We start from the raw sequence: 25,172 nt of genomic DNA on the forward strand, positions 1-25,172 counted from the left end.
GGATACCCGCCCCGCCCGGCGGTGCGCCGCCCGGTCCGGTTCCGGGGCGGCCGGGCCGGGGGCGACACGCGCCGGGTGCGCACCGGCCGCACGCCGCACCGCTCAAAGTGCTGCAAATAATAGGAATTCGGGGCACTATCGGTACATGAGAACAATCGATGTCGCACCGCTACGCCTCTCAGACCTTGAGAGCCATCTCGACGAGGTTGCTGTCCGTCGTCTACGCGGGGGCATTGAGGCCGGACGCCACCTGCTGGACGGGCGGACCGTGTGGACAGTGACGCCCAGTGCGTCGGCCGGGTCAGGGCCGGCTGAGACGGTGGCTCCGCTGGTGGGCTACGCCATTGGCCTGGGCATGGACGCCCGCTGGTTGACCCTGGACGCCCCCGCCGAATTCATCACCATTGCCGCCCGGCTCCACGCCGGCATCCACGGGGATCACGGCGACGGCGGCAAGCTCGGGGAGAAGCAGCGGGACATTTACGAGCACGTCATTGCCTCCAACGCCGAGAACGTGATGGACTCCGTACGCGAGGGCGACATTGTGCTGCTCCACGACCCGCCGACGGCGGGTCTCGCCAAGTTCTTCAAGGCCGCCGGCGCCGCCGTCGTCTGGCGCTGCCACCTGGGGACCGATAACGGCGGTGAGGCCGCCCACCGCGCCTGGGCCTTCCTGGACCGCTATCTGGAGGAGGTGGACCTGGTTGTGGTCTCACGGGAGGACTACCGCCCCCCGATTGTGGAACCGGAGCGCTGCGCGGTCATCGCCCCCTCGATCAACCCCGACAGCCCGAAGAACCGGGTCCTGGACCTTGACGACTCCTGGTCGGTGGCGCGCCTGTCAGGGATCTTCGCCGGAGAGCCGCCCTTCCAGGCGGTGCCCTTCGTGCGCGAGGACGGGCGCGCCGACGCCATCCGCGCCCTGGAGGGGATCCGCGGTTTCGGCCTGCCCGTGCCGCAGGGCGCGCGGGTGATCACCCAGGTCTCGCGCTGGGACTTCCTCAAGGGCATGAAGGAGCTCGTGGAGGCCTTCGCGCACCATGTGGCGCTGCTGCCCGTTGACGCCCACCTCCTGCTCGTGGGCCCCGACCCGCAGGGGGAGCGGGACGCCGAGGCGGTCCGGGTGTTCACCGACGTTATTGAACGGGCCGAGCTGCTGCCGGAGTCCGTGGCCTGCCGTGTCCATATTGCCGCCGTGCCCATGCGCGACCGGGAGGTCAACGCCACCATTGTCAACGCGGTTCAACGCGTCAGCGACGTGGTCACGCAGCGCTCGCTGGTGGAGGCCTTCGGACTGACGGTAGCTGAGGCCATGTGGAAGAAAGCGCCGGTGCTCGCCTCCGCTGTCGGCGGTATTCGGGTGCAGATTGATGACGGCGTCGACGGCTGCCTGGTGGACCCGCATGACGAGCAGGCGTGGGCGCAGGCCGCGGCGGATCTTCTGCTCTTCCCGGAGCGGGCCGCGGAGATGGGCAGGACCGCGCACGAGTCGGTGCGGCGCAGCTTCCTTCCCGACCGTCATCTTCAAGAGCTCATTGAGGTGCTCGCCCGGGTTCTGGAGACCGCCTAGACGCCTTTAATGCTCTCTGCCGGCCCCGGCCCCCCACTGTGATGGGGGCCGGGGCGGCGCCGCATTCGGGTCACTTGGCGCGCACACCGACGCGAGTTATCCACAGGTGCTGTCCACAGGAGTGTGCACAGGAGAGCGGAAAGCCAGTACGACGCCGTGGCGCCTGTGGGTAAGAGCCTGCGACGAAGACCTTCCCGGCGAGCGATTCTGATTGAAGACTCCGAGCGCGTCTTGCGCGCCCTATATCACATCGACCTTCGCGTGACCAGATCGTTGGCATAACAACGAAAGAACAAGATTTCTCACGGCGGGGGGCGGCATCGGGTCGGAAAGGGCGCTTCCGTTCGGCCGTTCTCACTACGTCATTGGCGCATTGCGGGCGGGCGCTGGAGACCCCGGCCACCCCAGGGGGGCGCCCCGCGGTTCTGGGGCGGAATACCCGGTACAAGGGCGTTCTGTCCACAGGCCGCCCCGCGGGCCTGTGGATTGCGGTCGTTGTCATTGGACGCCCCTCACGCCGACTCCGCACCGCCCGCCTGCACCGGCGGCAGGCTGCCGCTGCGGACGAGCTGCCGGTACCAGGCGAAGGAGTCCTTGGGCGTCCTGGTGAGGGTGTCGTAGTCGACCCGGACGATCCCGAAGCGCTTGGAGTATCCGTAGGCCCACTCGAAGTTGTCCAGGAATGACCACAGGAAGTAGCCGCGCACATCGGCACCGGCGTCGAGCGCCCTCCCCACAGCCTCGACGTGGTCCCGCAGATAGGCCACCCGGTGCGCGTCATGGACCCTACCGGCCACAGGAACGTCGTCGTAGGCGGCGCCGTTCTCGGTGACAATGAGCGGGAGTCCCGGGTAGCGCTGTGCGAGCGAGGTCAGCAGGTCGGTGAGCCCGCTCGGGTCGACGCCCCACCCCATCGCCGTCAGAGGCGGAGGTGGCGGCAGGAACTCCACGTCGTCGCAGCCAACCCACGGAGAGGCGCTCCCCGCCCCGTGCCCCCCGGAGCCGCCGGGGGCCGCGCCCTCCTGCCGGCGCCGTACCGTGTTCGGGGAATAGTAGTTGACGCCGAGCACATCCACCCCGGCATGCGCGGTCTCCAGGTCGCCGTCCTGGACGAAGCCCCAGTCGGTGACACCCCGGGTGAGGCGGAGCAGCTCGGCGGGGTACTCGCCCCGCAGGAGCGGCCCGAGCCAGATCTCGTTGCCCACGAGGTCAATGGCGTCAGCGGCCGCCACGCAATCGGCGTCGGCCGGGTCGGCCGGGCGGACCACGTGGAGGTTGAGGGTGACGGACACCGTCGCCCGCGCGCCCAGCGCCTCCCGCAGGGCCCGCACGGCCAGGCCGTGGGCCAGGTTGAGGTGGTGGGCCGCGCGCAGGGCCGTCTCGGGCTCGCACCGGCCCGGGGCGTGGACCCCTGAGGCGTAGCCGAGGAACGCCGAGCACCAGGGCTCGTTGAGGGTGGTCCAGGTGTCCACCAGATCGCCGAAGACCTCGGCGCAGGCGCGGGCGTAGCGGCTGAAGGCCAGGGCGGTGGCCCGCTCGGCCCACCCGCCGGAGGCCTCGAGGTAGGACGGCAGATCCCAGTGGTACAGGGTCACCACCGGCGCGATGCCGCGGCAGCGCAGGCCGGTGAGAATCTCGCGGTAGAAGGCGACGCCCTGGGGGTTGAGCACCTCGTCCGCCGTCGGGAAGAGGCGCGGCCACGCGATCGACAGCCGGTAGGCGCCCACACCGAGGTCCGCGAGGAGATCGAGGTCCTCCTCCCACCGGTGGTAGTGGTCGCAGGCCACTGCGCCGGTGTCCCCGTTGAGGACGCGGCCGGGCGTCTCGCTGAAGTCGTCCCAGATGCTCCGGCCGCGTCCGCCCTCATGGGCCCCGCCCTCGATCTGGTAGGAGGCGGTCGCGGTCCCCCAGAGGAACGAGGTTGGGAAGGCCCGGCTGCTCGCCGGCGTCGTGCCCGTCGTGTCTGTCATGTGTCTCTCCTTAGTGCCGTGGACGGATCGGTCGGGGTCCTCGACGACGGCGGCGCCGAGGATCCCGGGGTTCGTGGCGCCGGGTTCAGGGTGCGGCCGGCGAGCGGATGTCCTCGTAGAGCGCCAGAGCCGCGGCCCCGATCGCCGCTGCGGTCGAGCCATTGGGCGAGAGCCGCACGGCGACTTCGTGGATCGTCCGCGCGTAGGACATGGTGCGGATCTCGGAGGCGATGACGGGGAGGTAGATCGGAGCCGCCACGGCAATGGACGGGCCGGTGAGGATCACGGCGTCCGCGTCGACCACGTTGACCACGGACCGGACGGCGACCGCCAGGACCCGCGCCGACTCGGTCAGGAGGCGCTCGGCCTCCGGGAGGCCCCGGCGCGCCGCTCGGGCGACCGCGGCGAAGTCCGCCTCCACCGACCCGTGGGTACCCACCTCCGCCCCGAGACCGGCGGCGCGGGCGAGCGCGGGCCGGCTGATCGCGGCCTCGACTACGGCCCACGGCCCGGCCACGGCCTCGACGCACCCCTGCGCACCGCACACGCAGCGCGGCCCGTGAACGTCCACGCACACGTGGCCCAGCTCACCGGCGTTGCCGGACCCGCCCTGGACCACCTGCCCTTCCATGAGCAGTCCCGCGCCAATGCCGGCCCCGAGGTAGACGACGACAGCATCCTCCGTCTGCCCAGCGCTGGAGACCCACCACTCGCCCAGCGCTGCGGCGGTGGCGTCGTTGTCCACCACCACCGGGACACCGAGCGCGCGCTCCAGGTCCCCCCGGAGGCCTGCGGGGCGGTGACCGCGGTAGTCCTGCTGCCTGCCCGAGATCTGCCGGCGGTCAATGAGGCCGGACAATCCGACTCCCGCCCCGACGACGTCGGAGCGTGACAACCCCGCGGCCAGGAGGATCTCGTCGAACTCCTCGGTGAGACGGTCGACGAACTCGGCGGTGCCCGGATCGGCTCCGGTCTGCCGACGGGTCATGGCAAGCACCGAGCCGGTGAGGTCGGTGACGACGAGGACCGCTCCGGAGTGCCCCACCTGGATCCCCACGGCGAAGCGCGCCTCGGGCACGACGGAAATGAAGGTCCGGGGCTTGCCGCCGGTGGAGGGCGCCCGGCCCGACTCCGCCACCAGCCCGTCGGCGAGGAGCTGACGCACGGTGGTAGAGATGGTCGCCGCAGTGAGTCCTGTCCGCTCGGCCAGGCCGGCTCGACTGACCTGGCCCGCCGCCCTCACCAGGTCGAAGACGAGCGACCGGGTGTCAGAAGTCCGCATGAGTCATCCTTTCCTGAAGTAGGTAGTGGTCCGGTCGGGCGTTAGACCTAGAATCTCCCGGTACCAGGCCAACAGGCCCATTCTTCAGGAGGCGGACGCCGTGCAGGCTCGCAGCGCCGCCCCGATCATCCGAGGACTTAAGACCATGTCCACAGCACGCAGCGGGACCAGTCGATGGGGGCTGGTCCTGGCCCGCCCCCCTCACCTGCTCATCTCCGAGCCCTTCTACACCGAATTCGTCGACGGCGTCGAGGAGGCCTTCCTCGGGACTGGGGCCGTGCTCGTGGTCCGCCTCGTCACGAGCACGGCCAAGGAACTCGACGTCTACCGGGATTGGGCGACCACCGGGTTCGTGGAAGGCGTCCTGCTCGTCAACGCCCAGGCCGACGACCCTCGGCCGGCGCTTCTGCGCGAACTCGGGCTCAAGGGCGTCATGGCAGGAGCCGAGGAGCCGGTTCCAGGGCTGGGGTGTGTCCGTGCGGCGAATGCGACCCCGGCGTTCGCCGTCATCGAGCGGCTGGCCGGCATGGGGCACACAGTGGTGGCCCGGGTGAGCGGCCCGCGTGCGCTCCAGCACACGCGAGTCCGTGACGAGGCCTGCCGGCGGGCGGCCGAGCGCCACGGTGTCGATCTGTCGATCATTCCCGGCGAGTACACGGCGAAGTCGGGTGAGGAGGCGACCCTGTCCCTCCTGACCCGCACGGACCGCTCCCGGCCCACCGCCATCGTCTTCGACAACGACACCATGGCGCTCGCCGGCCTGCACAGTGCCGGGGAGGCCGGCATCGCCGTCCCCGATGAGCTGAGCATTGTCGCTTGGGACGACTCCCCCGCCTGCGAGCTCGCCAACCCGCCGATCGCGGCCGTCGCGGTGGACGTGCACGAGTTCGGGCGGCTGGCCGGGCAGTGCGCCCTCACCGAGGACCCGGCAAGCGCCCCGGTGCTCTCCGAGCCGCCGTACCACTGGATCCCCCGGGCCTCCGTAGGAGCGGCCCCGGGGCGCTGACTCGGAGCGGACCGGCTCGGGGGGCGCCGGTGGGGCCCCCGTCCGGTCCCGCCCCTGACCGGCGTTCATGCCAGGGACTCGCCCCCAGGGTGCAGGAGGTGGTTGGCCGTGCGCAGGACGGGCCACCTCGTCAGCGCCGAGGGATCCTCCAACCGCCCGGAGGTGACGCGGAACGACACGTCCTCACCGGGCAGGAGGTCCACGAGCATCTCGTCCACCGCGGCGCCCGGAGCCACCTGGTCGGGGTCAACCGCGAGGTCCCTGAGGAGGGAGCGGGCTCGGACCCTGACCTCGTACCCGTCCGGCTGCTCCAGGACGCGGGCGTCGTAGGCGGGTGCCGGCAGGCCCGCCTCGACGTCCTCGTGGCGGAAGCAGACCACCCGCGGCGCGCCGTCGGCCTCGGCGACCACGAAGGAGTCCGGGTCGTCGTCCTCGGGCAGGATGACGGCGGTCGCGCCTGCGACCGGGACGTCGATCCTGCGCCCCTCGTCCCATGTCACGCCGTCCCCATGACGTCGTCCGCGCCCCACGCGGACCACTGCCCGCCACGGCTGCGGAAGGTCGTTGACGGCGCTCAAGCGCAGGGTCCCGTCCCCGACCCGCTCCAGGACGAGGGCGCGGTCCGCGTGCGCCCGCCGCAGGGCGAACCAGGCGGGCTTGCGGACGCCGTCCCCGTCCACCACGGCCCAGGAGATGACGGGCCAGCAGTCGTTGAGCTGCCAGACGATCGTCCCGGTGCACACCGGCTGCAGGGAGCGCCAGTGACGGACCCCGAATGCGACCGCGCGCGCCTGGTTGAGTTGCGTGGCCCAGTGCCACCTGCGGATGTCCGTCGGCTCGGGCAGGTGACCGGCGAGCCCCTGGCTCAGCTTCCTGGCGCCGTCCTCGGCCTTCTGGTGGACGGCGAGCTGGTCGCCGTCGGGGGCCAGGGGCGCATCGTGAACGGAGCGGACCAGGGTGGACCACGCCATGGGGCCCGCAAAGCCGAACTCTGAGGCGAACCGGGGCGTCCAGGCGGCGTACTCCCGGTAGTCCTTCTCGTTCCACACGTCCCAGATGTGGGCGTCACCGGTCGCCGCCGCGTTGGGTGCGTCGCCGAGGTCCGGTGAGAAGGGGCTGTTGGGAATGTAGGGCGTGGCCGGGTCCAGCTCGGCGACGATCCGGGGAAGCAGGTCCCGGTAGTACCCCTCGCCCCAGGTACGCTCCCCGACAAGCCCCTTCATCCAGCCCCACTCGTGGTAGGCGGTCTCGTCCTCGTTGCCGCCGCACCACATCACGAGTGAGGCCCGGCCCGCCAACTGGCCGACCGCCTCCCGGGCCTCGGCCTCGACGCTGCCCCGCATCCACTCCTCCTCCGGGTAGGTGGCGCAGGCGAAGAGGAAGTCCTGCCACACCAGGAGCCCGAGCTCGTCGGTGGCGTCGTAGAAGTCCTCGCCCTCGTAGAGGCCGCCGCCCCAGACCCGCACCAGGTTGCAGTCGCAGTCGATCGCGTCAGCGAGGGCGGCGCGATAGCGCTCGCGGGTGATCCGGGTCACGAACACGTCGTCGGGGATCCAGTTGACCCCCTTGACCAGGACGAGGCGGTCATTGACCGCGAGGCGCAGCGGCGTGCCGTGCTCATCGGGTTCCATGTCGAGCTCCACCCGGCGGAAGCCGAGGCGGCGGCTCCAGACCGTCTGGCCCTCCAGGCTGAGGCTCGCCTCGTAGAGCGACTGATCCCCGTAGCCGCGGGGCCACCACGGTGAGACCTGCGGGACCTCGACCTCAAGCTCGACGGTCCGCCTCCCCTCGCCCGTCACGGCCGCCGTGGTGGTGCGGCCCGCCACGGTCATGGTGAGCTCGGCCGGGGGCGCCCCCGGATCGCGCAGGACGCCGACGGTGAGCCGGGCGACGCCGGTGGGCCGGGCGTCCGCGGCGCCCACAAGGTCGTTGTGGTTGAGGACGGAGGTGACGCGCGTACCCCGCCAGCGCTCGAGGCGTACGGGGCGCCACAGGCCCGCGGTCACGGCCACGGGCCCCCAGTCCCAGCCGAAGTTGCAGGCCATCTTTCGGATCTGGTTGTAGGGGTGGGCATTGACGTGCGGGAGCGGGCCGTGCTCCCGCTCGCGCTCCTCGGCGGTCTCGAGGGCCGACTCGAAGAGCACCTCGAGTTCGTTCCCGCTGTCCTTCACCAGGTCGGTCACCTCGTAGCGCCACGTGAGGAACTGGTTGTCCGGTTGGCCGAGGACCACGCCGTTGAGACGCACGGTCGCCACGGTGTCCACCCCCTCGAGGACGATCTCGAGGTGCTCGCCGTCCTTCGGGGCGGTCGTCGCGAAGCTGGTGCGGTACGACCAGCGGCACCGCCCGATCCAGGCGAGCTCGGACTCGTTGGCACCGTCGAGCGGGTCGTCGATGAGCCCGGCCGTTAGGAGGTCGGTGTGGACGCAGCCGGGCACTAGGGCGTCGATCCTCGCCGGCAGGTCGAGGCCGCTGGGCGCGGGCCCGCCGAGAAGGCTGAGCGTCCAGCCCTGGTCGAGCACGGTGGAGGTGGTCATGGTGTCTCCTCGTTGAGATGGTTCGGTTCCGGGGACCGTGTAGGTCATGGGGACTGCGAGCGGTCGGCCCCTGGTGCGGGCCGGCCGCCGCTCGACCGTGGTGGCGGCCGGCGGGTCACCTGGTCCAGGCGTCCCACCACAGGTCGGCGATGAGGGCGTGCCCCAGCATCGTGGGATGCACCCCGTCCAGGGCGACGCGCGAGGGGCTGGTGAGTGCCGCGAGCCGGGTCATGGGCTCCTGGAGCCGGACCAGGCGGGAGCCCGTGTCTGCTGCGAGGCGCTCGATGGCGGCGGCGCGCGGGCCCAGGTCCCCCTCCCAGTCCCGGTCCTCCCCGGGCGCCGGGAGCACGAAGGGGGATACGAGGACGGTCGTGGTGCCGGAGGCGGCCAGGGGCTCGATGAGCGAGCGGTACTCCTCCTCGAAGCGGTCCACGGGCGAGTCGAGGCCCGAGTCCACGTGGCGCCATGTGTCGTTGATCCCGATGTAGACGCTGACCGCGTCCGGTTCGAGGGCGAGGACGTCCTTCTCCCACCTCGCGGCCAGGTCGGCCAGGCGGTCGCCGCCGATGCCGGTGTTGAGGACCTCCAGGCCGTCGAGCCGCTCGCGGGCCAGCAGCGAAACGTACCCGGTTCCCAGGTCGTGGGGGTCGGCGGGATCCGCCCGTCCCCAAGCGGTGATCGAGTCCCCGGTGAGGACCAGCCGTTCACACATGGCTTGCTCCCCTCCCGGCGCCGCGCAGCTCGGCCAGGCGGCGCTCCGGATCTGGTGCCGCCTCGCGCAGCAATCGGGTGTAGGAGTGCTGCGGGTGGAGGATCACGCTGTCCGCAGGGCCCTGCTCCACAACCTCGCCGTGGTAGAGCACCATGATCTCGTCGGAGAAGTGTCGAGCGGTGGCCAGGTCGTGGGTGATGTACAGGACGCCGAGCTCGTTCTCCTCCTGGAGGTCGGCCAGCAGGTTGAGGACGCCGAGGCGGATCGAGACGTCCAGCATTGAGACCGGCTCGTCGGCGATGAGGATGCCCGGGTCTGGTGCCAGCGCGCGGGCGATGGCGACGCGCTGACGCTGGCCCCCGGAGAGCTCGTGCGGCTTGCGCTCGGCGTAGTCCTCGGCGGGGTCGAGGCGCACACGGCGAAGAAGGTCGAGGACCCGTTCCTGCACATCGCTGCGGGACATGCCCCGGTGGTGCAGCCTGACGGGGCGCGCCAGGTGGTGACCGATCGAGTGGTACGGGTTGAGCGAGGCGAACGGATCCTGGAACACCATCTGGACGGTGCCGCGGTAGGCGGCCAGGCGCCGCCCGCGCCGGCCCACGGCCGTTCCGTCGATGAGGATCTCGCCGGACGTGGGCCGCTCCAGTTGCAGGAGCAGCTTGGCGATCGTCGACTTCCCCGAACCGGACTGGCCGACCAGGGCGACGGTCTTGCCCGGGACGAGCGAGAAGGAGACATCGTTCACCGCCCGGAGCGTGCTGGTTCGCAGCCCGTTGCGCAGGGTGTACTCCTTGACGAGGTGCCTGGCTTCCAGGACTGTCATGACTCCTCCTTGGTGTGGGTGCGTCCGGTTCGCACGAAGGCGCCCCGCTCCCCCGTCAGCGATGGGAAGGATGAGAGCAGCCGCTTGGTGTACTCGTGCTGTGGCCTGGTGTAGATGTCGACGGCGTCCGCCAGCTCGATGACCACGCCGTTGCGCATGACGGCGATGCGGTCGGAGATCTCCAGGAGCAGCGGGAGGTCGTGCGTGATGAAGATGACCGCGAAGCCCAACTCCTCCCTCAGGCGCGAGATCTCCCTGAGGATCTCCCTTTGGACCACCACGTCGAGCGCGGTGGTGGGCTCGTCCATAATGAGGATCTGGGGTTCGAGGGCCAGCGCCATGGCGATCATGACGCGTTGACGCATGCCCCCGGAGAGCTCGTGCGGATAGGCCTGAAGCCGGTTGCGGTCAACGCCCACGCTCTCGAGGAGCTCGGCGCAGCGCGCGCGCCGGTCCTCCTTGCTCATCTCCGGCCTGTGGGTCCGCAGGACGTCGTCGAGCTGGGTCCGGATGGACAGGACCGGGTTGAGGGAGTTCATGGCCCCCTGGAAGACCATTGCGACCTTGTCCCAGCGCACGGCGCGCAAGTCGGCGCCTGAGAGCGCCGTGAGGTCGATGTCGTGGCCCTCGCGGGAGTGGAACACGGCGGCCCCACAGACCCGGCGCGCCGGCGGCTTGAGCAGCTGGATCGCCCCGTAGGCCAGGGTCGACTTGCCACATCCGCTCTCGCCCGCCAGGCCGAGGATCTCGCCGCGGTGGAGCGTGAGGGTGACGTCCTTGACCGCGTGCACGGGCGGGTCAACCTCGTAGTCGATCGTCATGCGCTCTAGGCTCAGGACGGGGCTACTCGCCACGGTGCGCGAGGATGCTGACCGAGTGCGGTTCGCGGTGCTCATGCGACTGCCTCCTCGATGCGGGTGGTGGACGGCGCTGCGGCACGGGGCGCCTTGCGGCGTTTGCGGGCGGCGGTGGTTGCGGTTCGCAGCTTGGGGTTGATGGTCTCGTCGATCGAGAAGTTGATCATGGACAGTGCGGCGCCGAAGAGCGCCAGCATGAGCCCCGGTGGAACGAACCACCACCACGCGCCGAGTCGGAGCGCCAGGCCGTTTTGCGCGAAGTAGAGCATGGTGCCCCAGGTGAAGGTGCCGGAGGCCCCCAGCCCGAGGAAGGACAGGCCGGCCTCACCGAGGATTCCGGAGATGATCGCGAAGACCACCTGGGAGGCGAGCAGCGGGATGAGGTTGGGGAGGATCTCCACAGCGAGGATGCGCCACCGCTTCTCGCCGGCGACCTGCGCGGCCAGCACGTAGTCGCGGTTGCGGACGCTGAGTGTGAATCCGCGCAGGACCCGGGCGGAGCCCGCCCAGCCGGTGATGGCCAGGATGAAGGCGACCAGCCAGATGCTCTTGTCGGAGACGTAGGAGGAGATGACGATGACGAGCGGCAGGCCGGGGATGACGAGCATGACATTGCTGAGCAGCGAGAAGGCGTCGTCGAGCCAACCGCCGGCGAAGGCGCCGACTACGCCGAAGAAGGCCGAGAGCACCAGGGTGAGCACCCCGACGACGACCCCGATGGTGAGCGATCCGCGAGTGGCGTACGCGAGCTGGGCGAATACGTCCTGACCGGTCTGGGTGGTCCCCAGGATGAAATCGGAGGACGGAGGGGTCATGGCGATGTCGCGGACGGTCGAGGGGTTTCCCACGACCAGGGGGCCGACCGCGCCGAAGAGCACGGTGAGGATGACAATGGTGGAGCCGATGGCGAGCTTCGGTGTGAGGCGCGGACCGCGGTGACGGCGCGGGCGGCTCTGATCCGGTTGGGTACTGAGGCTGGTGGTCATGGGTGCTCCTTCAGGACCGAGCGCGTGTGCGGGGATCGATGACGCCGTAGAGGAGGTCCACCACGAGGTTGGCCCCCAGTACGGACAGGGTGATGACCAGGAACACGCCCTGCATGAGTGAGTAGTCGTTGTTGTTGACGGCCTGGAACAGCGCCGTCCCGATCCCGGGGTAGGAGAAGACCTGCTCGGTGACGATCGACCCGGCGACGACGAATCCGAGCGAGATGGCGAAGCCGGAGATGGACGGCAGCACGGCGTTCCGTGCGGCGTACCAGGTGCGGATCCGCCGTGGTGTGAGCCCCTTCGCCTCGGCCGTGAGGATGTAGTCCTCGGATATGGTCGAGACCATCATGTTGCGCATCCCGAGCGTCCATCCACCCACGGAGGAGATGACGATCGTCAGGGCCGGCAGCGTGCCGTAGTACAGGACGGATTGGATGAAGGGCCAGTTCCACCCGATCTCGACCCCGTAGACGTCGTAGCCGCCGTGGAGCGGGAAGACGTGCCACAGGCTCCCGAAGATGAACAGGAGGATGAGTGCGAGCCAGAAGTAGGGGACGGACTGGAGCATGGTGAGTCCGGGGATGATGTTGTCCAGCCAGGAGCCCCGCTTCCACCCGGCGATCGTGCCCAGGCCGATTCCGAGGAGGAAGGAGATGAATGTGGCCAGGCCGATGAGGCCCACCGTCCACGGCAGCGTCTGGGAGATCACCTGGCCGACGGGAGTCGGGAAGTAGGCGACCGAGACGCCGAGATCGCCGTGAGCGAGCTGGCCGAGGTAGCCGATGTACTGCTGCCAGATGCTCTGACTGCTGTCGGCCCCGAGCAGGGCCTCCACCGCGGACCGCGTCGCCGGGGAGACTGGGCCCTTGGCGGCCAGCCGTGAGACCATAATGTCCACCGGGTTGCCGGGAAGCATGCGGGGGATGAGGAAGTTGAGGGTCACCGCCGCCCAGAGGGCGATGACGTAGAAGCCGATTTTTCGAATGAGGTACCGCATCGTGGAGCCTTCCGTGTGTCCGAGTCGTGACCGGGTGGGCCGGGCCGTTGAGTACCGGCCCACCCATGTGCGTCACTCGACCGGCTTGACCTTTCGCAGGATGATGCCGCAGTCCCAGGCCTTCCAGGAGGCGGGAAGCGCGTAGAGATCCTCCTCGCTGGGCCATCCGGTGAACCGCGAGTTGTTGAACTCGGTGAGCAGCGAGTTCACGTAGATCGGGATGTAGGGGATGTCCTCGACGAGCCGGTCCTGGATCGTGGCGTAGGCCTGCTTCTGCGCCTCGACGTCGTTGGTGATGGCCGCGGCCCGGATGGCCGCGTCGACGTCGGCGTTCGAGTAGCGCCCCACGTTGCCCGCGGAGGTGGACTCGCCCACGGGCACGGTATTGGCGGAGTTGAGCTTGGGGTTGTAGGTGAAGTACGGGTTAGTCGAACTCCCCAGACCGATTGAGTCCAGCGCCAGCTGGTAGTTTCCCGTCAACTCGGCCTGGTTCCACTCGTTCCAGGAGACCTGGCTGGGCTTGAGTTCGATGCCGACCTTCGCGAACTGCTGGACGAGCGTGTCGTTGAGCGAGATGTAGTCCGACCAGCCGGTCACGGTGATCACGGTCATGGAGAGGCGCTCCCCGTCCTTGACCCTCACCCCGTCGGCCCCCATGGTCCAGCCCGCCTCGTCGAGGATCTGGTTGGCCTTGTCCGTGTCCGCGGTCTGAGGGACCTCGCGATTGTCGGCGTTGGCGATCCAGTCCGAGTCGCGCTCCGCCAGGAGCAGCGTGGGCGAGGCCACCCCGGCGAACCCTCCTCCGGCGAGCTTGTTGAGCTGGGTCCGGTCCATGGCGTAGTACATCGCCCGGCGCACCGCCGGGTCCGTCTGAGGGCCGGTGCAGCCGAGCTCCGCGTTGCTCGCCGTCATGAGGCAGGTGGTCATGGTCGGGGTGTTGATGTAGCTGAGCTCCTTCTTGGAACCGACGATGGTGTCGATGCTCGGCAGGTAGGCGCTCATCCAGTCCACCTCGCCGGCGGTGAGGGACGCGCTCGCGGCGTCGGCGCTCTCCAGGGAGATGTACCGGACCTCCTTGACGGCGGGCTCCCCGTCCCAGTAGGTGGGGTTGGCCTTGAGCGAGTAGCTCTGCGAGGACATCTTGTCCAGGGTGAACGGCCCGGTGCCGACCGGCGCCTCGTTGGTGAAGGTGGTGGGGTCGTCCACGTCCTTCCACAGGTGCTCGGGCACGATGCCCTGGCCGCCCAGGACGTCCGGCTCCTGGGTGAAGGAGGGCTCGGGGAAGGTGAGGACCACGGTGGCATCGTCCGTGGCCTCGGCGGTGGCGCTCAGCCCGGAGGTGTTGAGGGCCGGGGTCTTCTCAATGAGGTTGAAGGTGAAGGCGACGTCGGCGGCGGTGAATGGCTCACCATCGCTCCACGTCACCCCTTCGCGCACGGTGATCGTGAGCTGCGTGCCGTCCTCGTTCCAGGAGAAGGTCTGGCCGAGCTGGGGCTCGGGATCCGCACCCGTGGCCAGGTTGTACCAGAAGAGGGGCTCGAAGATGAGGCCGCGCGTGGGCTGGAGCGCAGTGGCGGAGAACGGGCTGAAGTTGGTGGTGATGGTTCCGGTGGCACCGTTGAAGATGGTGAGGACGGAGCCGGAGCCAGACGAACCGCTGCCGGAGCAGGCCGTCAGCGCCAGCGCCGTGGCTGCGGCCGTGGCTGTGGAGGCCAGGAACGCCCTGCGCCTCATCGGGATGTCCAAGAGTTTCACGACGCGTCTTCCTTCCTTGTCGCCACCTTTGGCGAGATTGAGAATGCCGGGCCTTCGTCGCGTTGCACGACCCGGCGGTCCCACGGGACGAGTCCCTGCAACCACGACTAAGTTAACTTACCTACTTAAGTAAGTCCAAGGGACGTTTGACCTAAATATGGATCGAGGTGACTGTGAGCCGCTATTGGGCGCACCCGTCGCATCAGCGCACGGCCGGCCCGATGACGCAGCGCTCACCACCGCCGGCAGGGGCAGCGGTGGCGAGAGCGCCGGGGCGCGCGCTCGAGCGCGCGGACGGGAGGCGACGGACGCGCCTGCTCAGACGGCGAGCAGCGCGCTCATGGCGGAGCGGAAGATCCTCAGCCCATCGGTGCCCGTGCGGGGACCGGTGGCGGAGTCGGGGCCGAAGCCGGCCTCGACCGCGTGCTCGGGGTGGGGCATGAGGCCGACGACGTTGCCGCGCTCGTTGCGCACGCCGGCAATGTCGTGGGCGGAACCGTTGGGGTTGCCGCCCAGGTAGCGGAAGACGACCAGGCCCTCGCCCTCGAGCCGGTCGAGCTCGGCGGGTGAGGCGATGAAGTTGCCCTCCCCGTTCTTCATGGGGACGACGATCTCCTCGCCGGGCGCAAAACCGGCGGACCAGGCCGTGCTGGTGGATTCCACGCGCAGGCGCTGCTCGCGGCAGATGAACTTCTGATGGTCGTTGCGGATGAGGGCGCCGGGCAGGAGGTGGGCCTCAGTGAGGATCTGGAAGCCATTGCAGATGCCCAGGACGGGCATGCCCCGCCCGGCCGCCTCGACAACCGCGTCCATGACGGGGGCGAAGCGGGCAATGGCGCCACAGCGCAGATAGTCCCCGTAGGAGAAGCCGCCGGGGACGACGACGGCCTCCACCCCGTGAAGGTCGGCATCCTTGTGCCACAGGGCCACGGGCTGGGCCCCGGCCAGGCGCACGGCGCGAGCGGCGTCGACGTCGTCGAGCGTGCCGGGGAAAGTAATGACCCCAATGCGGGCGTCCAGGCTCACGGCTCAGGCCTCCTCGTCGGCCCGCACCGAGACAACGTCCTCAATGATCGGATTGGACAGCAGCGTCGAGGCGGCCTCGGCGGCGGCGGCCAGATGCTCCTCAGTGACCGGCCCCTCCACGCTCAACTCGAAGCGGCGCCCCTGACGCACGGCCGTGAACTGGTCGAATCCAAGCCGGGGCAGGCTCCCGACGACGGCCTTGCCCTGCGGGTCAAGGATCTCGGGCTTGGGCATGACCTCAACGACAATGCGTCCCATCGGTGCTCCTGGGGTGGTGGGAGGGCGGCGCCTCGTACTCTACCCGCAGGGCTCCTGCGGCTGCGCATTGCTCCGCATCGGGCCGGCCTGCCCGGGAAGTCGGCGTCCCCCGCCGGCGCCGGTCACGGGTCTCCATTGCCGAAGAGCTCGTCGGTAGTCACGGCGTCCCCCGCCGGCGCCTGGAACAGGCGCCCTCACATGGCGCCCAGCCAGTCGCCGGCCAGGCGGATGGCAATGATCCCGCCCAGGGCGAGTACGCCGGTGGCCAGGAGCCAGACGGTGCCGAGCACCAGGGCGATGACGGCGCAGACGACGGCGGCCGCCAGCATGAATCCGCCCACGGCCCCGGCGACACCGGCCGGGGCGTGCAGAGACTGGTCGAGGGTGGAGGTGCCCATAATGGGCGTTGGCCCGGAGTCGACCACGGCGTACCCGCCTTGGCCGTCCCCGGGGCCGCGGCGGTCTCCGGGGCCGTCCCCGACGGCGCCCTGGCCGGGGGTGCCGGCTGCCAGGAGCCGCCCGGACGTGTCGGCGTCCAGCAGGTGGTGCGGGTCAACGACCTCGACGACGCCAGTGGTGAGGCCGGCGGCGGCGTCCAGGGCGGTGGGCGTCCAGCGGCGCTCCTCTCCTTTGACGGGGGTTCCGCCGGCCCAGGCGAGGTAGCCGGCGGCGGAGACCAGGCCCGCGCCGCCGAGGACCGCCAGCAGCCACGGCGGGACCCAGGGGTGCCCGGCGTCGGCGGCCCGGGCGAGGTTCATGGCCGACCAGGTGGCCAGGGCCAGGCCGGCCAGGGCGAAGACCACTCCGCCGAGGCGCTGGCGCCACACGGCAGCGGGCCAGGGGGTGCGACTCCGGCGACCCGGGGCGGGCCCGGCGGAGGCCCGGTCGCGTCTCACGCCCCAGTCCGTGGCCGGGCCGGGGGCGGTCCAGCCGCGAGGGCTTTGCGCATCAGGGGCCCGGGTGGGCGCACCCGTCCAATCGGCGGGAGGCGGCCCGGCAGTGGGGTGCGAGGAATCGCGTGGCCGGCCGCTCCCCCAGTCCAGGTCGGGGTCGACGGCGCGCGCGGCCGCACCCGTGGGGGCGGGCCGGCTCTGGGCGGGGCGGGGGCCGCCCCAGTCGATGGGGCTCTCGCCCCGAGGGCGCCGGCTGTCGTCCGCGGACGCGGTCATGACAGCACCTGCATGAGGATGGTCGCCAGCCCGAGGGCGAGCAGCACGAAGCCGAAGGCCGCGCACAGGAGTTGGAGTACGCGCACCAGCGTCTCCCCGATGGTGGTGCCGGCCAGGTGCTCGTCGGCCAGGCGTCCGGCGCTGGTGGAGGCCAAGGTCGCCGTCACGGGCCCGGAGACAATATCGAGTGTGGTCAATTCGCGCCCGCCCGTGGAACCGGGGACGAATACCCCGGTGCCGGGCGTCCGCAGGAGCTCGGCACCTGAACGCACGGCCCCGGCCGTCTCGGTGGCCCCGGCGGCCCCGACGGCCCCGACGTCGTAGATGGCCCCGGTGGCCCCGGCTGTCCTGGTGGCTCCGGTGGCCCCAGCGGCCCCGACGTCGTAGACGGCCCCGGCGTCGCCGGTGGGCTGCGCCTGCGCGCCGGCGGGCCTGACCGCCGACTGCTGCCGCCGGCCTGCGGGCCCGGGATCGGGTGCGCCGCCTGCGGGCCCGCGGCGCTGGGCCAGGCGCGCACGGGTGCGTTCCAGGCGCAGGCGTGGGGCATTGACCACCAAGGAGCGGGCGGGGACGCGCAGGAGGGCCAGCATCCCGGCGCCGACGACCACGAGGGCCGCCCCGCCCAGCACGCTGGAGGCGCCCCGCACTCCCAGGGCCCCGGCCATGGCGGCGGACAGTGCCAGCACCGCGGCTAAAGCCCCCAGGGCCATGGCGATGAAGAACCCGGGCCCCGGCTGGAAGCTCCGTGTGGTCACCGGCGGGTGGACGCCGGTGGGCTGAGTCGGTGGGGTACTCACGGAGACGTCACCATCTCATAGCGCCAACGGGCGGCCGGTCAGGCGCTCGTAGGCCTCCAGGTAGCGTTCGCGGGTGCGCTGGACGACCTCGGCGGGCAGGGCCGGGGGCCTGGCGCCGCTGGAGCGGTCCCACCCGGAGTCCGGGGAGGTGAGCCAGTCGCGCACGTACTGTTTGTCGAAGGAGGGGGTGACCCGGCCGGGGGCCCACTGGTCGGCGGCCCAGAAGCGCGAGGAGTCAGGGGTGAGAACCTCGTCGCCCAAGACCGGCTCGCCACTGGCGCCGGCACCGAATTCGAATTTCGTGTCCGCCAGGATAATCCCGCGCTGCGCGGCGACCCGGGCGGCGCGGGTGTAAAGCTCCAGGGTGATCTCGCGCAGCTGGGCGGCGGCATGAGGCCCCACCATCTGAACCACGCGCTCAAAAGAGACGTTCTCATCGTGCTCGCCCAATCCGGCCTTGGCAGCCGGAGTGAAAATGGCCCCGGGCAGGCGCGAGGCCTCCATGAGGCCCTCGGGCAGGGGCACCCCGCACACCGAGCGGGACTCCCGATACTCCACCAGGCCCGAGCCGGTGAGGTAGCCGCGGGCCACGCACTCGACCGGGTACATCTCCAGGCGACGGCAGATCATGGCGCGCCCGCAGACCTGCGCAGGCACCTCCAGACTGACCAGGTGGTTCGGCACGACGTCGCTCAGCTGCTCCAACCACCAGACGCTCAGGGCGGTGAGGATCTTGCCCTTGTCCGGCACGGGAGGGGAGAGGATGTAGTCGTAGGCGCTAAGACGATCAGAGGCCACCACCAGCAGAACATCGTGGCCGGCCCAGGGCCCGACGTCGGCCGGGGCGTAGACGTCGCGGACCTTGCCGCTGGAGCGGTGTTCCCAGCCGGGCAGGGTGGGCGCCTCAGGGATGCCGGACGGGCTGGAGTCGGCTGTGCTGGAGCTGACGGGCTGGCTCATGGGTCCATCCTGCCACCGGGTTGCGGCACGGTGGGCGCCTCATCACGGCGTGACGGTAATGTGCCGGATGGTCCCAGTGCGCCTCCACCACTCCATGGTGAAGGAGGAGTGCGTGGAGCACAAGCTCTCAAGGTCGGCGCCAATATCTTTGTGGCGCCCCCAACCCACGGTTATGCGCGTGCCGTCCGCGAATTCGAGTTCAGCCCGTTCTGTGAAAGAGTTATGGGGGAGCTCCATTTTCGTGCATTGAGCAACCTCCACCGTGACCGGCCCTGAGACCTGGTCCATGACGACGTCGCGCACCTGGAACCCCAGTGCGCCCAGGACCACGGCTTGGAGCACAATGCCAATGACGAGCACAGCGGTCATGCCCTTGGCCGCCTGGCGGGGCCGCCTGGGCCGGCCGGCCCGGTCGTCCGCGCGGTCGCGGCGCCGCTGCTTAACAAGCAGATCCCAGGGCGGCAGGAGCAGTAGCGAGGCCAGTGCCGAGATGAAGACGAAGCAGGGCAGGGTCTGGAAGATGAAATAGGGCCACAGGGCGCTGGGTCCGTGCTGGGGGATGACGAACGCGCATCCGAAAAAAATAATGGCCGCCAGAATTCCGCCGAGGAAGGCACTGACGAATAGCTTGGATGGGAGCGTATCGATCTCAGAGTCAATAATGTCGTCATCTTCGGGGCCATCACCATCAGCCGTGTTCGTGGCGGCGCGGGATGAGGCGTCTGGGGCGCTGCTGCCCCATGCATCACCACCGGGTCGCGTGATGCCGTAGTCGCTGGGAGCGCCGTGGGCCAGTGGCTCAGCTGAGGTCTGACCGGGGCCCGGGGTGGCCCGGCGGGCCGACGACGGGCCGGTCGGGGGCGGGCCGACCGGGCCGGGCGAGGGTTGATCGACCCGGCCAGTCAGGGGCGGGCTGACTCGGCCGGTCGGGGGCGCAGCCGGGGGTTGAGGATCTGCCGAGGAGCCCAAAGAAGTGGGTCCCCCGAACGAGCCGATGGCCCGGTACTCGAAGGTCTCCATGGCGGGGATGCTGCCGGGTGCTCCCCCACCGCTGCCGGGGGCCTCTGCCCCCGCCCCGTTCCCTCCCGCGTCCTGTGGCGCGGCGCCGTCGCCGCCTGAGCCGGAGGCGTCATCGTCTTGCGGCTGCTTGTCCCACTTCGACGCGTTGCCGTACTCCGGATAGCTGCTCATATGCGCCTCCAGTGCAGTGCCGCCGGCTCGTGGTGGCGGCCCGCCGGGCGGCCGCTACCAGGCTCTTGATCATTCCCAGGAGCCGTGAGTGATAGGGGTGTGGATATGGCCGGCCCTTTCGCGGGAGCCGCATTCTTGTCCTGGCAGGGCCAGGGCCTCGAAGAGGCGGGGCTGACGGTCAGGGTCATGGCGCAATACTGCCACCAGCTCCCAGGTGGTGCCGGTGGCAGGAGGCTGCCGCCCGCGCCGGACCGTCGCGGCTGAATCGGGCCCCGCCGGCACCATGAACACCATGAACGAGGGGGTGAGGGCCCTCAGCGTCCGGCGGCGATGTCAGTGCGGTACTGGGCGCCGTCGAGGTGGATGCGACCCACCGCCTCATAGGCGCGCTCACGGGCGGCCTGGACTGTGGGGCCAACGGCAACCACGGACAAGACGCGGCCCCCGGCGCTGATCAGTGCGCCGTCGTCGTCCAGGGCGGTGCCGGCGTGCAGAATGTGGACGCCCTCAACGGCCTCGGCCTGCGAGAGGCCCGTAATCACTCCGCCAGTGGCGGCTGCGGCAGGGTATCCGGGGGCGGCGAGAACAACATCCACAGCACTGTCGGTCGACCAGGTCGGCTCGGGGACCTGGGCCAGGCGCCCGGTGGCGGCGGCGTGCAGTAGCTCGGGCAAGGACGAGGTCAGTCGGGCCAGGACCACCTGGGTCTCGGGGTCACCGAAGCGCACATTGAACTCCACCACGCGCAAGCCGTCGCGGGTCAGGGCCAGCCCGCAGTAGAGCAGGCCGATGAAAGCGGTCCCGCGACGGGCCATCTCGTCGATGACCGGCTGGGCAATGTGGTCGACCACCTGTTCGGCAATGTCGGCGGGAGCCCAGGTCAGGGGGGTGTAGGAGCCCATGCCGCCGGTGTTGGGCCCGGCGTCGCCGTCGCTGAGGCGCTTGAAGTCCTGGGCGGGGGCCAGGGGGCGGACCGTGGCCCCGTCACAGACGCAGAACAGGGAGATCTCGGGGCCGTCAAGGTAGTCCTCAACGAGAACACGCCCGCCCTCCTTGGCCAGGCAGGCCAGGCCGTGGGCGAGAGCGGCCTGGCGGTCGGAGGTGACGACGACGCCCTTGCCGGCGGCCAGACCGTCGTCCTTAACCACGTGCGGGGCCCCGAAGCGGTCCAGGGCGGCGGCGAGCTCCTCGGGCGTGGCGCAGGTGACCGCCTGGGCTGTGGGCACGCCGGCGGCGGCCATGACCTCCTTGGCGAAGGCCTTGGAGCCCTCGAGCCGGGCGGCCTCGACACCGGGGCCGAAGCAGGCGAAGCCCGCTTCACGCACAGCATCACCGACTCCCGCCACCAGCGGGGCCTCCGGACCAACAACGACGAGGTCGGCGCCCATCTGGGTGGCCAGATCCACCACCTCTGCGCTGGAGCAGGGGTTGACGGCGAAGTTGGTGGCAATGGAGGCCGTGCCGGGGTTGCCGGGGGCCACGACGAGCTCGGTGGTGGCGGGGTCGGATGCGAGGGCGCGGGCCAGGGCGTGCTCGCGCGCGCCGGACCCCAGAAGCAGGATCTTCACAGGCTCAAGCCTAGAGGAAGAGGTGGGTGAACGCGGGCGTCCCACGGACGACTGCGTTTGTAGCGGTGCCCCCTGGGCGAGGGCACCCGCCCGCGCCCGCTGATTGCACACAGTGCAGGCCCTCGGAGTCGTCCACCACAATCAGCACGGCGCCCCTGGCAGGAGTGCGCAGACTCCACTTCGCCTGACACTGGTACTGGCCGTACACAATCAGAGCCTGGGAGCCGAAGTCCGTGGTGCCGACGGCGTCGGTCACGCGCTGCAGGTCATCTGACGGCAGGAGGGCCGGCCACTCGTCCCACTGCACCTGGGAACTGAGGAGATTGGTGCCCTCGCTCGCGTCCTCCCTCCCGCCGGCGAACCGGGCGTGAGAACGAACCGCGGCGACGTCACCGGGCAGACCTCCCCGCCCGCCGTCGCCCCTGACCGGCGCTCGCGCCGCACGACCGACGCCCCCGGGGTGTCTCCCCCGGGGGCGTCGATCGTGCGGCTCAGTGATGGCTCCGTGTTGGCGCAGGGCCGGCCCGCGCCGATCTGGAGCCGTTCTCAGGCGCTCAGGCCTGGGCCTTCTTGGCGGCGATGCGCTCGCGGAACTTGGCCAGCTGCTCAGTCACGGCCTCGGGGAGCTTGTCGCCGAACTGGGCGAAGTACTCCTCGGTGCCGTCCATCTCAGCGGCCCAGGCGTCGGGGTCAATCTCGAAGAGCTTGGCCCAGGTGGCCTCATCCAGGTCCAGGCCCTCAAGGTTGAAGTCCTCGAACTTGGGGTAGCGGCCCGTCACGCCCTCGACGGCCCCGACCTCGCCGGCGGCGCGCTTGACGATCCAGTCCAGGACGCGCGAGTTCTCGCCATAGCCGGGCCACATGAACTTGCCGTCCTCGTCCTTGCGGAACCAGTTGACCTGGTAGACCTTCGGGAACTTGTCGCCCAGCTTGTCCTGCATCTCCAGCCAGTGGCTCCAGTAGTCGGCCATGTGGTAGCCGCAGAAGGGGAGCATGGCGAAGGGGTCGTGGCGCAGCGAGCCGACCTTGGCGTCCAGGGCGGCGGCAGTGACCTCGGAGGCCACGGAGGCGCCAATGAACACGCCGTGGGCGTTCTCGTACTGCTCGGCCACCAGCGGCACGTTCGTGGCGCGGCGGCCGCCGAAGAGGATCGCGTCAATCGGGACGCCCGCAGGGGCCTCCCAGTCCGGACAGATGATCGGGCACTGCGAGGCGGGCGTGGTGAAACGCGAGTTCGGGTGCGCGGCCTTCTTGCCGGCCTCGGCGTCGGCAGGGGTGTAGTCATTGCCCTGCCAGTCAATGAGGTGCTCGGGCAGCGGGGCGTCAATGCCCTCCCACCACACATCGCCGTCATCGGTCAAAGCCACGTTGGTGAAGATGGAGTTGGCCTTCATGGTCTCCATCGCCATCGGGTTGGTCTCATAGGAGGTGCCCGGGGCGACGCCGAAGAAGCCCGCCTCCGGGTTGATGGCGCGCAGACGGCCGTCCGGGCCGGGGCGCATCCAGGAGATGTCGTCGCCGATGGTCTCAACCTTGTAGCCCGGAATGGTGGGCTGGAGCATGGCCAGGTTGGTCTTGCCGCAGGCGCTCGGGAAAGCGGCGGTGACGTGGTACTGCTTGCCGGACTTCTCGTCGGTCAGGCGCAGGATGAGCATGTGCTCGGCCATCCAGCCGTCGCGGCGCGCCATCGTCGAGGCGATGCGCAGCGCGTAGCACTTCTTGCCCAGCAGGGCGTTGCCGCCGTAGCCCGAGCCGTAGGACCAGATCTCGTTGGTCTCCGGGAAGTGGGTAATGTACTTCTCCTCGTTGCAGGGCCAGGCGGTGTCCGCCTCGTGAGCGGCCAGCGGGGCGCCCACGGAGTGGACGGCCGGGACCCAGGTGCGACCCTCGTTAATGAGGTCCATGGCCTCCGAGCCCATGCGGGTCATAATGCGCATGTTGACCACGACGTAGGGCGAGTCGGTGATCTCAATGCCCAGCTGGGAGATCGGGCCGCCCAGGGGACCCATGGAGAAGGGGATCACGTAGAGAGTGCGCCCGGCGTAGGCGCCGTCGAACTTCTCGTTGAGAATCTTCTTCATCTCCGCCGGGTCGTACCAGTTGTTGGTCGGGCCGGCGTCCTCTTCCTTCTCCGAGCAGATGAAGGTGCGGGACTCAACGCGGGCGACGTCGCTGGGCAGCGAACGGGCCAGGAAGGAGTTGGGGCGCTTCTCGGGGTTGAGGCGGATGAACATGCCGGACTCGACCATCTCATCGGTCAAGCGGGTCCACTCCTCCTCAGAGCCGTCGCAGAAGTACACCGAGTCAGGCTTGCCGAGCTCCGCAATGCGGGTGACGAAGGCGATGACGTCCTCAGGAGCGTTGGCCGGCGCCGCAGCGCGGACGTCCTTCTCAGACACGGTCATATGGAGTCCCTTCTTTAGGGTTGTGTGCGACTCTCGATCGGTCAGGCCCCATCCTCCCCTAAGCCGGAGACACGGTCACGCCACCATAAGTCCCACATCAGGCCCGGCACAGGCGTACAATCCGGCGGTTTCTCGCCGAATCAGGCCGTTTTCGGGCAGCCGAATCCCTTGACGACCGCTGGTTCCGCCGTCAGTGAAGCAGGCCCGGTGTAGCGTCTAAGGATGCTCGCGACCGCGTCGACCACACCCCGCCGGCCCGCCGCGCTCCTGGTGGCCGCCGCCTGCCTGACCCTGGGCGCCTGCACCGCCCACATGGAGATGACGATCTCGCCGAAGGACAGCTACGACGTCGTCCTGGAGATGCGGGACACCACTGGGGAGGTGATAACGGCGGACACCGACTGCGCCAACTACGCCGATCCGGCGATCATTGGCGCCTCGGAGGGGACGAAGGTGACCTCCACGCCCATAGGCGGCGCCGGCGACAAGGACGGTCTGGGCTGCCTGGTCACTGTCACCGGGGTGAGCATCCCCCAGGCCTCCGAGGAGACCGACGGCGCCCTGGTAGTGCGCGACGGCGACCTCTACGTGGTCACCATCAGCGGATTGTTCCCCGAGGCGCCCCCGAGCACCGCGCAGCCCGCCGACGCCACCCCGGCCGCCGATAATGCCGCTAATGCCGATAATCCCGACAACGGGGCCACTCCGCAGGCCGGCGCCGCCCCTGGCGCCCCAACTGCGGGAGGAGCAGAGGCGACCCCCACCATCTCCCTGAACGCCATGGTCGACGCCCATCTGACCATCACCTTCCCCGGAGCCGTTGTCGATGCCGGGGGCGGGACTGTCTCGGGCTCCACGGTGTCCTGGGATGACGCGGACGTACTCTCCGACGGCGTAAGCGCTTCCGGCTACGCCACCGCCTCCCGCGGGCTGAGCCTCTGGGACCGCTTCGGGGGGTGGATCGCAGGGGCGGTGGCACTCGTTGGGGCCGCCGTGGCCTGGGCCGGTATCCGTAAGCGCCGCCGCCGCATCGCCGCCGGTGCCGCCCAAGAACGCCGCCGCCCCTGGGTCCGAAGAAGCCGCCGGCGGGCACGGGGGCGGGGGCGGGCCGAATCTCGCAAGCGGCGTCGTCGATCCTGACACTCCGGCATCGTGATCATGGTGCACGATGCCCCAGGGGCTCGGCAAAGTTGTTTCTATGGTGCTGTGACCAGGCGTGTTGCTTCTGATGGTTCGTAGGTGAGGTGTCGTAGTCGTTCGGCTATGGATGCGTGGGGTCCGTAGGTCAGGCGTATGAGGC

Annotated in this window: 21 protein-coding genes; 3 read left to right on the forward strand and 18 right to left on the reverse strand. The window is 70.0% G+C overall.

The window, feature by feature from the left end; genetic code table 11:
• Window positions 1-145 precede the first annotated feature (145 nt).
• Window positions 146-1,570, forward strand: a complete 1,425-nt coding sequence (locus tag EUC46_RS10165) for a glycosyltransferase (protein WP_128774049.1) — start codon at window positions 146-148, stop codon at window positions 1,568-1,570.
• 512 nt (window positions 1,571-2,082) lie between these two features.
• On the opposite strand, the gene EUC46_RS10170 is transcribed toward EUC46_RS10165, so the two are convergent.
• Together EUC46_RS10170 and EUC46_RS10175 are read right to left on the reverse strand one after the other, a co-directional pair.
• Window positions 2,083-3,540, reverse strand: coding sequence for a glycoside hydrolase family 1 protein (locus tag EUC46_RS10170; protein WP_128774050.1), 1,458 nt, complete (start codon window positions 3,538-3,540; stop codon window positions 2,083-2,085).
• 85 nt (window positions 3,541-3,625) lie between these two features.
• Window positions 3,626-4,822, reverse strand: coding sequence for an ROK family transcriptional regulator (locus EUC46_RS10175; RefSeq protein WP_128774051.1), 1,197 nt, complete (start codon window positions 4,820-4,822; stop codon window positions 3,626-3,628).
• A gap of 145 nt (window positions 4,823-4,967) precedes the next feature.
• Here EUC46_RS10175 and EUC46_RS10180 point away from each other — a divergent pair, with 145 nt between their 5' ends.
• Window positions 4,968-5,828 (forward strand): LacI family DNA-binding transcriptional regulator, encoded by an 861-nt coding sequence (locus EUC46_RS10180; RefSeq protein ID WP_128774052.1) that lies wholly within the window; start codon window positions 4,968-4,970, stop codon window positions 5,826-5,828.
• Between the two features lie 65 nt (window positions 5,829-5,893).
• Here EUC46_RS10180 and EUC46_RS10185 read toward each other — a convergent pair whose 3' ends face one another.
• The 16 genes from EUC46_RS10185 to EUC46_RS10260 form a co-directional block, all read right to left on the reverse strand.
• Entirely contained in the window at window positions 5,894-8,365 is a 2,472-nt protein-coding gene (locus EUC46_RS10185) for a glycoside hydrolase family 2 protein (RefSeq protein ID WP_128774053.1), read from the reverse strand.
• A 115-nt stretch (window positions 8,366-8,480) separates the two neighbouring features.
• Complete coding sequence (locus EUC46_RS10190; protein WP_128774054.1) at window positions 8,481-9,077, reverse strand: SGNH/GDSL hydrolase family protein; 597 nt, start codon at window positions 9,075-9,077, stop codon at window positions 8,481-8,483.
• A complete protein-coding gene (locus EUC46_RS10195) occupies window positions 9,070-9,900 on the reverse strand; it encodes an ABC transporter ATP-binding protein (RefSeq protein ID WP_128774055.1) in 831 nt (276 codons plus the stop codon). The genes EUC46_RS10190 and EUC46_RS10195 overlap by 8 nt, the downstream gene beginning before the upstream one ends.
• Window positions 9,897-10,796, reverse strand: a complete 900-nt coding sequence (locus EUC46_RS10200; RefSeq protein WP_128774056.1) for an ABC transporter ATP-binding protein — start codon at window positions 10,794-10,796, stop codon at window positions 9,897-9,899. The genes EUC46_RS10195 and EUC46_RS10200 overlap by 4 nt, the downstream gene beginning before the upstream one ends.
• Complete coding sequence (locus tag EUC46_RS10205; protein ID WP_128774057.1) at window positions 10,793-11,743, reverse strand: ABC transporter permease; 951 nt, start codon at window positions 11,741-11,743, stop codon at window positions 10,793-10,795. The genes EUC46_RS10200 and EUC46_RS10205 overlap by 4 nt, the downstream gene beginning before the upstream one ends.
• Before the next feature lie 10 nt (window positions 11,744-11,753).
• Complete coding sequence (locus EUC46_RS10210) at window positions 11,754-12,743, reverse strand: ABC transporter permease (protein ID WP_128774058.1); 990 nt, start codon at window positions 12,741-12,743, stop codon at window positions 11,754-11,756.
• Window positions 12,744-12,815: 72 nt separating this feature from the next.
• Complete coding sequence (locus EUC46_RS10215; RefSeq protein WP_206645965.1) at window positions 12,816-14,498, reverse strand: ABC transporter substrate-binding protein; 1,683 nt, start codon at window positions 14,496-14,498, stop codon at window positions 12,816-12,818.
• A 318-nt stretch (window positions 14,499-14,816) separates the two neighbouring features.
• Complete coding sequence (gene purQ, locus EUC46_RS10220; RefSeq protein WP_128774069.1) at window positions 14,817-15,518, reverse strand: phosphoribosylformylglycinamidine synthase subunit PurQ; 702 nt, start codon at window positions 15,516-15,518, stop codon at window positions 14,817-14,819.
• 9 nt (window positions 15,519-15,527) lie between these two features.
• Window positions 15,528-15,782 carry a phosphoribosylformylglycinamidine synthase subunit PurS gene (purS, locus tag EUC46_RS10225; RefSeq protein WP_128774059.1) on the reverse strand — a complete coding sequence of 85 codons (255 nt, stop codon included), beginning with the start codon at window positions 15,780-15,782 and terminating at the stop codon, window positions 15,528-15,530.
• A gap of 194 nt (window positions 15,783-15,976) precedes the next feature.
• The gene (locus tag EUC46_RS13090) at window positions 15,977-16,951 is read right to left on the reverse strand and encodes a PsbA protein (RefSeq protein ID WP_241655525.1); all 975 of its coding nucleotides are present in this window, start codon (window positions 16,949-16,951) and stop codon (window positions 15,977-15,979) included.
• A complete protein-coding gene (locus EUC46_RS10235) occupies window positions 16,948-17,661 on the reverse strand; it encodes a hypothetical protein (protein WP_421701705.1) in 714 nt (237 codons plus the stop codon). Before EUC46_RS10235 ends, EUC46_RS13090 begins: the two co-directional genes overlap by 4 nt.
• Window positions 17,662-17,763: 102 nt before the next feature.
• Window positions 17,764-18,708 (reverse strand): phosphoribosylaminoimidazolesuccinocarboxamide synthase, encoded by a 945-nt coding sequence (locus EUC46_RS10240; RefSeq protein WP_128774061.1) that lies wholly within the window; start codon window positions 18,706-18,708, stop codon window positions 17,764-17,766.
• Between the two features lie 42 nt (window positions 18,709-18,750).
• The gene (locus EUC46_RS10245; protein ID WP_128774062.1) at window positions 18,751-19,899 is read right to left on the reverse strand and encodes a hypothetical protein; all 1,149 of its coding nucleotides are present in this window, start codon (window positions 19,897-19,899) and stop codon (window positions 18,751-18,753) included.
• A 314-nt stretch (window positions 19,900-20,213) separates the two neighbouring features.
• Window positions 20,214-21,467, reverse strand: a complete 1,254-nt coding sequence (gene purD, locus EUC46_RS10250; RefSeq protein WP_128774063.1) for a phosphoribosylamine--glycine ligase — start codon at window positions 21,465-21,467, stop codon at window positions 20,214-20,216.
• A gap of 10 nt (window positions 21,468-21,477) precedes the next feature.
• On the reverse strand, window positions 21,478-21,774 hold the full coding sequence (locus EUC46_RS10255) for a hypothetical protein (protein ID WP_128774064.1): 297 nt from the start codon (window positions 21,772-21,774) through the stop codon (window positions 21,478-21,480).
• A gap of 247 nt (window positions 21,775-22,021) precedes the next feature.
• Entirely contained in the window at window positions 22,022-23,872 is a 1,851-nt protein-coding gene (locus EUC46_RS10260; RefSeq protein ID WP_128774065.1) for a phosphoenolpyruvate carboxykinase (GTP), read from the reverse strand.
• A 222-nt stretch (window positions 23,873-24,094) separates the two neighbouring features.
• On the opposite strand from EUC46_RS10260, the gene EUC46_RS10265 reads away from it, so the two are divergent.
• Window positions 24,095-25,012 carry a translation initiation factor 2 gene (locus tag EUC46_RS10265; RefSeq protein WP_206645966.1) on the forward strand — a complete coding sequence of 306 codons (918 nt, stop codon included), beginning with the start codon at window positions 24,095-24,097 and terminating at the stop codon, window positions 25,010-25,012.
• Window positions 25,013-25,172: the final 160 nt, after the last annotated feature.

This window comes from Actinomyces oricola, assembly GCF_004104015.1.
Lineage (GTDB): Bacteria > Actinomycetota > Actinomycetes > Actinomycetales > Actinomycetaceae > Actinomyces > Actinomyces oricola.